We start from the raw sequence: 6073 nt of genomic DNA on the forward strand, positions 1-6073 counted from the left end.
CGCGAGCACCGCGTACGGGTGCTCCATGTCCTTGTAGGGGACGATCACCAGCTTCGCGTAGCCGTTCTTGCTCTTAGGAAAACTCTTCACCATCTCCTGAAACTGCTGGAGCTGATCCGGCGACACCGGAGGCCGGTACGCCAGCACGATGTATCCGTGCTCGAGGCTGTGCACCCAAAACCCCTCGAGGAGGCCCTCGGGGTACACGCCCCTCGGCGCCGGGGTGGGGTAGTGGTCCCCGGATGCCGGGGGGTGTGCGCGGTACTTGATGTCGCTGCCCATTGGCACGTGGGTGTTTCCCTCGTACGGGACCCGCTCGCCCTGGAGGGTCGGCCCGCCCTGGGCGGCGGTCCGCGAGGAGAGCGCCCACCAGACACCCCCCGCGATGACGACGAGGGCGGCAACCCCAACGGACCACCAGATCCACGCGGGCTGCCGCCGGCGGCGGCCCCCCGGCCGTACGACCGTGCGCGCCTGCGCCGCGCGCTCAGGGACCGGCCTGCTCGGAGGCGGTGGGCTCGGCGGCGGAACGGATGGACCTTCGCGAGCTCGACGGCGTCGCTCGGCGCGTGAGAGATGCTTCATCTGAGTGTCGACACCACCAGGGAGTTCGGGTCGATGATGCCGCGGTCCTTCGAGGACCACGGCGTGCCGCCGGCGACGATCATGAAGCGTACTACTTTGTCGGCACCGTGCCGACGACGCCGTCTACGAACCAGTTCATCATCAACTGCGCGCTGTCGCCCAGGGCGCTGCCGGCCGCGATCCGCACCTTCCCGTTCTGGTCTTTGATCGGCCCGGCGAACTCGTTAAACTTCCCGGCGATCATCGCGGTCCGCTTCGCCATCACCATCGTCTTGAGTGCGGCGGGAACCATGGGCCCAATCGGCGCGATGTCCACGACCTTCCTGTCCATCCCCCACCAGACGTCCTCTCCCGCAAACGTCCCGGCCTCCACCTTTTTGGCGAAGTACAGGTACATCGGGCCCCAGTCCCACACGGGCGCGGTGAGAAATGTCTTCGGTCCAAACTTGCTCATGTCGGAGTTGTATCCGACGGCGTACTTGCCGTGGGCGGCGGCCGCCTGGATCGCGGCAGGCGAGTCCTGGTGCTGCGCGAGGACGTCCGCGCCGATGCTGAGCAGGCTCTCCGCGGCCTCCTTCTCTTGGCCGGGATCGTACCAGGTGTTGGACCAGACCACGTGAACGGTGGCTTTGGGGTTCGTGGCTCGGACCCCGAGGGTGAACGCATTGATCCCGCGGACCACCTCGGGGATGGGGTGGGCGGCGACGTAGCCGATAATGTTCGACTTGGTCATCGATCCGGCCACCAGCCCGGTCAGGTAGCGCGGCTGCTCGATTCGCCCGAACGCCGTCGCGAGGTTCTTCGCCCGCTTGAACCCTGAGATGTGCACGAACGCGACGTTCGGAAACTCTCCGGCCACCTTCACCATCGGATCCATGTAGCCAAACGACGTCCCGACGATCAGCCTGTACCCCTTGCGCGCCAGGTCGGTGAAGACCCGCTCCGAGTCGGCCCCCTCGGGCACGCTCTCCACCTTGGTGGTGGCGACATTGGCATGGCCCTCTAGATAGCGGCGGCCTTGGTCGTGTGCGAACGTCCATCCGGCGTCGGCCACGGGGCCGACGTAGACAAACCCGACCTTGAGCTTTTCCGCCCCCGGGGCCGGCCCCAAACCCAGGGTGACTGCCAGCATCCCGGCGAGGAGCACACCGCTCAACCGCCCCCACCTGCTCACGCGCATCCCTCCTCAACTCTTTGGTGATCGCACTTGCTCTCGCCTACCGATTTCGCGTCAGCGCCGGGGGTCACCTCTGATATCAGCCCGTTCGACTGTAGGGAACGCTCAGCGCCGCGGGAGTCCCCAGCCGTTTTCGGGCCGTCTCCTGGGTGGCGATCACGAGCACGACGATGGTGAAGACGTACGGGGCCATCAGCAGGAGGTACGTGGGCAGGCTGGTCCCCGTGGCCTGAATGTGGAGTTGGAGCGCGTTCACCCCGCCGAAGAGGTAGGCGCCCACGACCGCCCGGAGGGGATCCCAGGTGGCGAAGATCACGAGGGCCAGGGCGATCCACCCGCGTCCCGCGGTCATGTTCTCGATCCACATGCTCGTGTACGCGGTCGACAGGAATGTCCCGCCGAGCCCGGCCAGTACTCCCCCGGCGATCACGCACGCGTACCGGACGCGCGCCACGTCGACGCCCATCGCGTCGGCGGCCTCGGGCTGCTCGCCGACCGCTCGAATCTCCAGGCCCCACCGGGTTCGATACAGCACGTACCAGGCCACGGGGACGGCGGCGTAGCTCAGGTAGACGAGGGGGTCCTGCTGGAACAGGACCGGGCCGAGCACGGGGATCTGGGCAAACAGGGGGATCGGGGCCGACTGGAACCCCGACCCCGGCACACCGACGTAGCCCCTCCCTAGGAATGCCGACATGCCTGTGGCAAAAATGGTGAGCGCGAGCCCGCTGGCGACCTGGTTCGCGCGTAGCGTCACGCTCAAAAACGCGTGAATCACGCTGAGGCATCCCCCAGCCGCCGCTGCCGCGGCCGCGCCGATCCACGGGTTACTCGTCCGAGCGGTGACGGCGAACCCGGCCAGGGCACTCGCGAGCATCATCCCTTCAACCCCGAGGTTGAGCACCCCGGCGCGCTCGGCGAAGATTTCGCCAAGCGTGGCGAACAGCACCGGCGTCCCCGCGCGGACGGCTGCTGCGAGCACGGCGGCCGTCACCGGGCTCACCGGACCGCCCCCGATCCGGTCGAGATCGGCGCGACCCGCCGCCGTCCGATCGCCACCCGGTATCCGGCCAGCACCTCCCCGCCCAGCACGAAGAAGAAGATCAGCCCCTGCAGCATGTTCACCACCGCGATCGGGAGCCCGAGCGAAATCTGCAGAGAGTCACCGCCCAGATAGAGCCCCCCTAGCAGCACTGCGACGATCACCACCGCGACGGGGTTCAGCTTTGCCAGCCAGGCGACGATGATCGCGGTATAGCCGTAGCCGGGAGAGAGGCCTCGCTGCAGCCGGCCGGCGATCGCCGACGCCTCGCCGACGCCGGCGAGTCCGGCGAGGGCGCCCGCGATGCCCATGATGAGCAGGGTATGCCGCACGAGACTCATCCCCGTGTACCGAGCCGCCCGTGGATTGTCCCCGATCACCCTGACCTCGAGCCCCCAGCGGGTCCGGTAGAGGGCGACGGTCACGATCACCACCGCGACAAGCGCGAGGAGGAGACCCAGATGTACGCGGGTCCCCGGAATGATGAACGGCAGGCGCGCGCCCTGTGGAAACGTCGCCGAGAGCGGGAACCCGCGGCTGGCCGGATCCTTCCACGGACCGTAGATGAGGTGGTCTACGAACAGCAACGCGATGTAGTTCATCAGAAGCGTCGTGATGGTCTCGTTCACGTCGAGCCAGGCGCGCAACGCTCCGGCCGCGAGCGCCCACAACGCGCCGGCGACCATCCCCGCCACGACCACCGCGAGCATGGCCACCGCGGAATGGCCGATCGGGGTGAACAGCGCCATCCAAGCCGCGCCGATCGCGCCGAGCTGGAGCTGGCCTTCGGCCCCAATGTTCCAGAGTTTCATCCGGGCGGGGAGGAGCACCGCCAATCCTGTCAGGATGAGGGGGGTGGCTTTGACCAGCGTCTCCCCAATCCCGAACCCGCTGCCGAACGGCTCGCCCAAGAGGTCCGCATACGCCGCCAGCGGGTTCACCCCGGCGAGCCACAATACCACCGCGCCCGCGGCGAGCGCCAAGGCGATCGAGAGCAGGGGGATCGCAAACGAGGCCCACGGATGCGGGGCCTCGCGCCGCTCAAGCGCGATCATCGCATGCCAGATCCCGGCCGGCCGGCCGCACCCCGGTCATCATGAGGCCGAGGGTCTCCACGCTCACCCGATCGGTCGGGACGGTCCCCACCACCTCACCGGCGTAGAGCACCGCGATCCGATCGGACAGCAGCAGGATCTCGTCCAGATCTTCGGAGAGGAGCAGGATCGCCGCCCCGGCGCGGCGCTGATTCATCAGCAGCCGGTGCACCGTCTCCGTGGCTCCGACGTCGAGGCCGCGGGTCGGATGAAACGCCAGCACGAGCCGCGGGTGTGCCCCGATCTCTCGGGCGAGGATCAGCCGCTGGAGATTCCCCCCCGACAACGTCCGGACAGGGGCCGCCGAGCTTGCCGTCTGGATGCCGAACTCAGCGATGAGCCGGCGGGCCTCGTCCTGCATCGCCCGCCGATCGAGGAAGGGGCCCCGCCCGAACGCGGGATCCCGATATTTATTGAGAAGCAGATTGTCCGCCACACTCAGATTTGGCGCGACGCCCGTGCCCAGCCGGTCCTCGGGCACGTGTCCGACACCGCAGTTGCGGACCTCGAGGGCGGAGGCCCGCGTGCGATCCCGGCCGTTGATCCGCACCCGACCGCCGGTCGGCGGGCGCAACCCCGCGATGACCTCGCCCAGTTCTCGCTGGCCGTTCCCGGCGACGCCAGCGACCCCGAGGATCTCCCCGCCTCGGACCGCGAGCGAGACGCCTCGAAGGGCGGGGAGGCCCTGGTCGTTCAACGCAGAGAGATCGTCCACCGCCAGCACCTCAGGTCCAGGGGGAACTGGCCCGCGCTGGACCTGATCGAACGCCTCGCGGCCGACCATGAGGCGCGCGAGCGCGGGGGCCGTAGTCGCCGCCGCGGGAAGGCTCTCGACCCGCCTCCCGCTCCGGAGTACGGTGACGCGGTCGGCGACTGCCATGACCTCGGACAACTTATGTGTGATGATCACGACCGCCCGGCCCTCGGCAGCGAGTCGACGGAGGGCGGTGAAGAGGTGGCGCACCTCCTGGGGGGTGAGCACCGCGGTCGGCTCGTCGAGGATCAGGATCTCGGCGCCCCGGGCGAGCAGTTTCAGGATCTCGACGCGCTGCTGTTCGCCGACGCTCAACTGCCACACGCGCGCAGCCGGCTCGACGGCCATCCCGTACCGCGCGGCCAGCGCGCGGATGCGCTCGGCCGCGTCCCGGTAGTCGAGCCGGAGCCCGGCGCGCGGCAAACTGAGGAGCATGTTCTCCGTCACGGACAGCGAAGGGACGAGCATGAACTGTTGGAACACCATCCCGACGCCGCGGGCCAGGGCATCCCTGGGGGAGCGAAGCCGAACCGGCGTGCCGTGGAGCCGGATCTCCCCCGCATCGGGTTGATAGAAGCCGTAGAGGATCTTCATCAGCGTCGACTTGCCCGCGCCGTTCTCGCCCAGCAGCACGTGAATCTCCCCTGCGGCAAGGTCGAAGTCCACGGCATCGTTGGCGAGGACCCCCGGGAACCGCTTGGTGATCGCCCGCATCGCGACCATCGGAGAGGGTTGCGCCATATGGGGGTGCGGTCTTCTGTGGCGCAGATTTCATCTCCTCGTGAGGGACGGGGGCCGGGCAGGAACGCCTTCCGGGACTAGGGAACCCTAGGCGTGATCAGCCCAGTCGTTTCCCTCGTATAGAAATTGGGTGATCTCATGGGGAGGGGTAGACCGTGGACGACATGCGTGGAAGCCTGAGCCGCCGTCAATTGATTGCCGGTGGTCTCGCCTTGGGCGGAGGCTTTGCTGCGCTGGAGGCGCTGGAGCACGGACGGTTGGTGATCCCGGCGGCCGCAGCGGCGGCAGCGCAGCCGAAGCGGGGCGGGACCCTGGTGGCCGCCCAGGAGGTCGATCCGGTCGGCCTGGATCCTCATACGAGCTCCAACTTCTCGGCGCTCCAAGGATACGAACACATCTACGAAAGCCTCACCGGCTACGATGAAAAGACGAACGTCGTGCCGGCTCTGGCCGAAAAGTGGGAGATCAGCAATGGTGGCAAGACCTACAACTTCCACCTCCGGCCGAACGTGAAGTTCCACAACGGCCAGGCGATGACTGCGGACGACGTCAAGTACAGCATCGACCGCGTGATCGATCCAAAAACGGCCTCCCCCTGGCGCAGCTGGTTCGACTCGGTCCAGGAGGTCAAGATCGTCGACCCGATGACCATCCAGATCAACCTGAAGGACCCGTATCCG

The 6073-nt window shown here is 67.8% G+C and carries 6 protein-coding genes; 1 reads left to right on the forward strand and 5 read right to left on the reverse strand.

What is annotated here, in order from left to right; all coding sequences use genetic code 11:
- From VFP86_15005 to VFP86_15025, 5 genes are all read right to left on the reverse strand, one after another.
- Positions 1-585 (reverse strand): DUF3105 domain-containing protein (locus VFP86_15005; protein HET9000945.1); only part of this gene is annotated, 585 nt, incomplete at its 3' end.
- Positions 586-676: 91 nt separating this feature from the next.
- Complete coding sequence (locus tag VFP86_15010; GenBank protein HET9000946.1) at positions 677-1765, reverse strand: BMP family ABC transporter substrate-binding protein; 1089 nt, start codon at positions 1763-1765, stop codon at positions 677-679.
- Positions 1766-1841: 76 nt separating this feature from the next.
- Complete coding sequence (locus tag VFP86_15015; protein HET9000947.1) at positions 1842-2765, reverse strand: ABC transporter permease; 924 nt, start codon at positions 2763-2765, stop codon at positions 1842-1844.
- Positions 2762-3859, reverse strand: coding sequence for an ABC transporter permease (locus VFP86_15020; GenBank protein ID HET9000948.1), 1098 nt, complete (start codon positions 3857-3859; stop codon positions 2762-2764). Before VFP86_15020 ends, VFP86_15015 begins: the two co-directional genes overlap by 4 nt.
- Positions 3846-5366 carry an ABC transporter ATP-binding protein gene (locus VFP86_15025; GenBank protein HET9000949.1) on the reverse strand — a complete coding sequence of 507 codons (1521 nt, stop codon included), beginning with the start codon at positions 5364-5366 and terminating at the stop codon, positions 3846-3848. The genes VFP86_15020 and VFP86_15025 overlap by 14 nt, the downstream gene beginning before the upstream one ends.
- 191 nt (positions 5367-5557) lie before the next feature.
- Here VFP86_15025 and VFP86_15030 point away from each other — a divergent pair.
- A partial coding sequence (locus VFP86_15030) for an ABC transporter substrate-binding protein (GenBank protein HET9000950.1) occupies positions 5558-6073 on the forward strand: 516 nt, incomplete at its 3' end.

The sequence above is a fragment of the bacterium genome (assembly GCA_035703895.1).
GTDB lineage: Bacteria > Sysuimicrobiota > Sysuimicrobiia > Sysuimicrobiales > Segetimicrobiaceae > Segetimicrobium.

Excerpts from the sequence above, each read along its gene's own strand:
- VFP86_15010 (HET9000946.1), bottom strand. The coding sequence starts at position 1,765 with ATGCGCGTGAGCAGGTGGGGGCGGTTGAGCGGTGTGCTCCTCGCCGGG.
- VFP86_15020 (HET9000948.1), bottom strand. The coding sequence starts at position 3,859 with ATGATCGCGCTTGAGCGGCGCGAGGCCCCGCATCCGTGGGCCTCGTTT.
- VFP86_15025 (HET9000949.1), bottom strand. The coding sequence starts at position 5,366 with ATGCGGGCGATCACCAAGCGGTTCCCGGGGGTCCTCGCCAACGATGCC.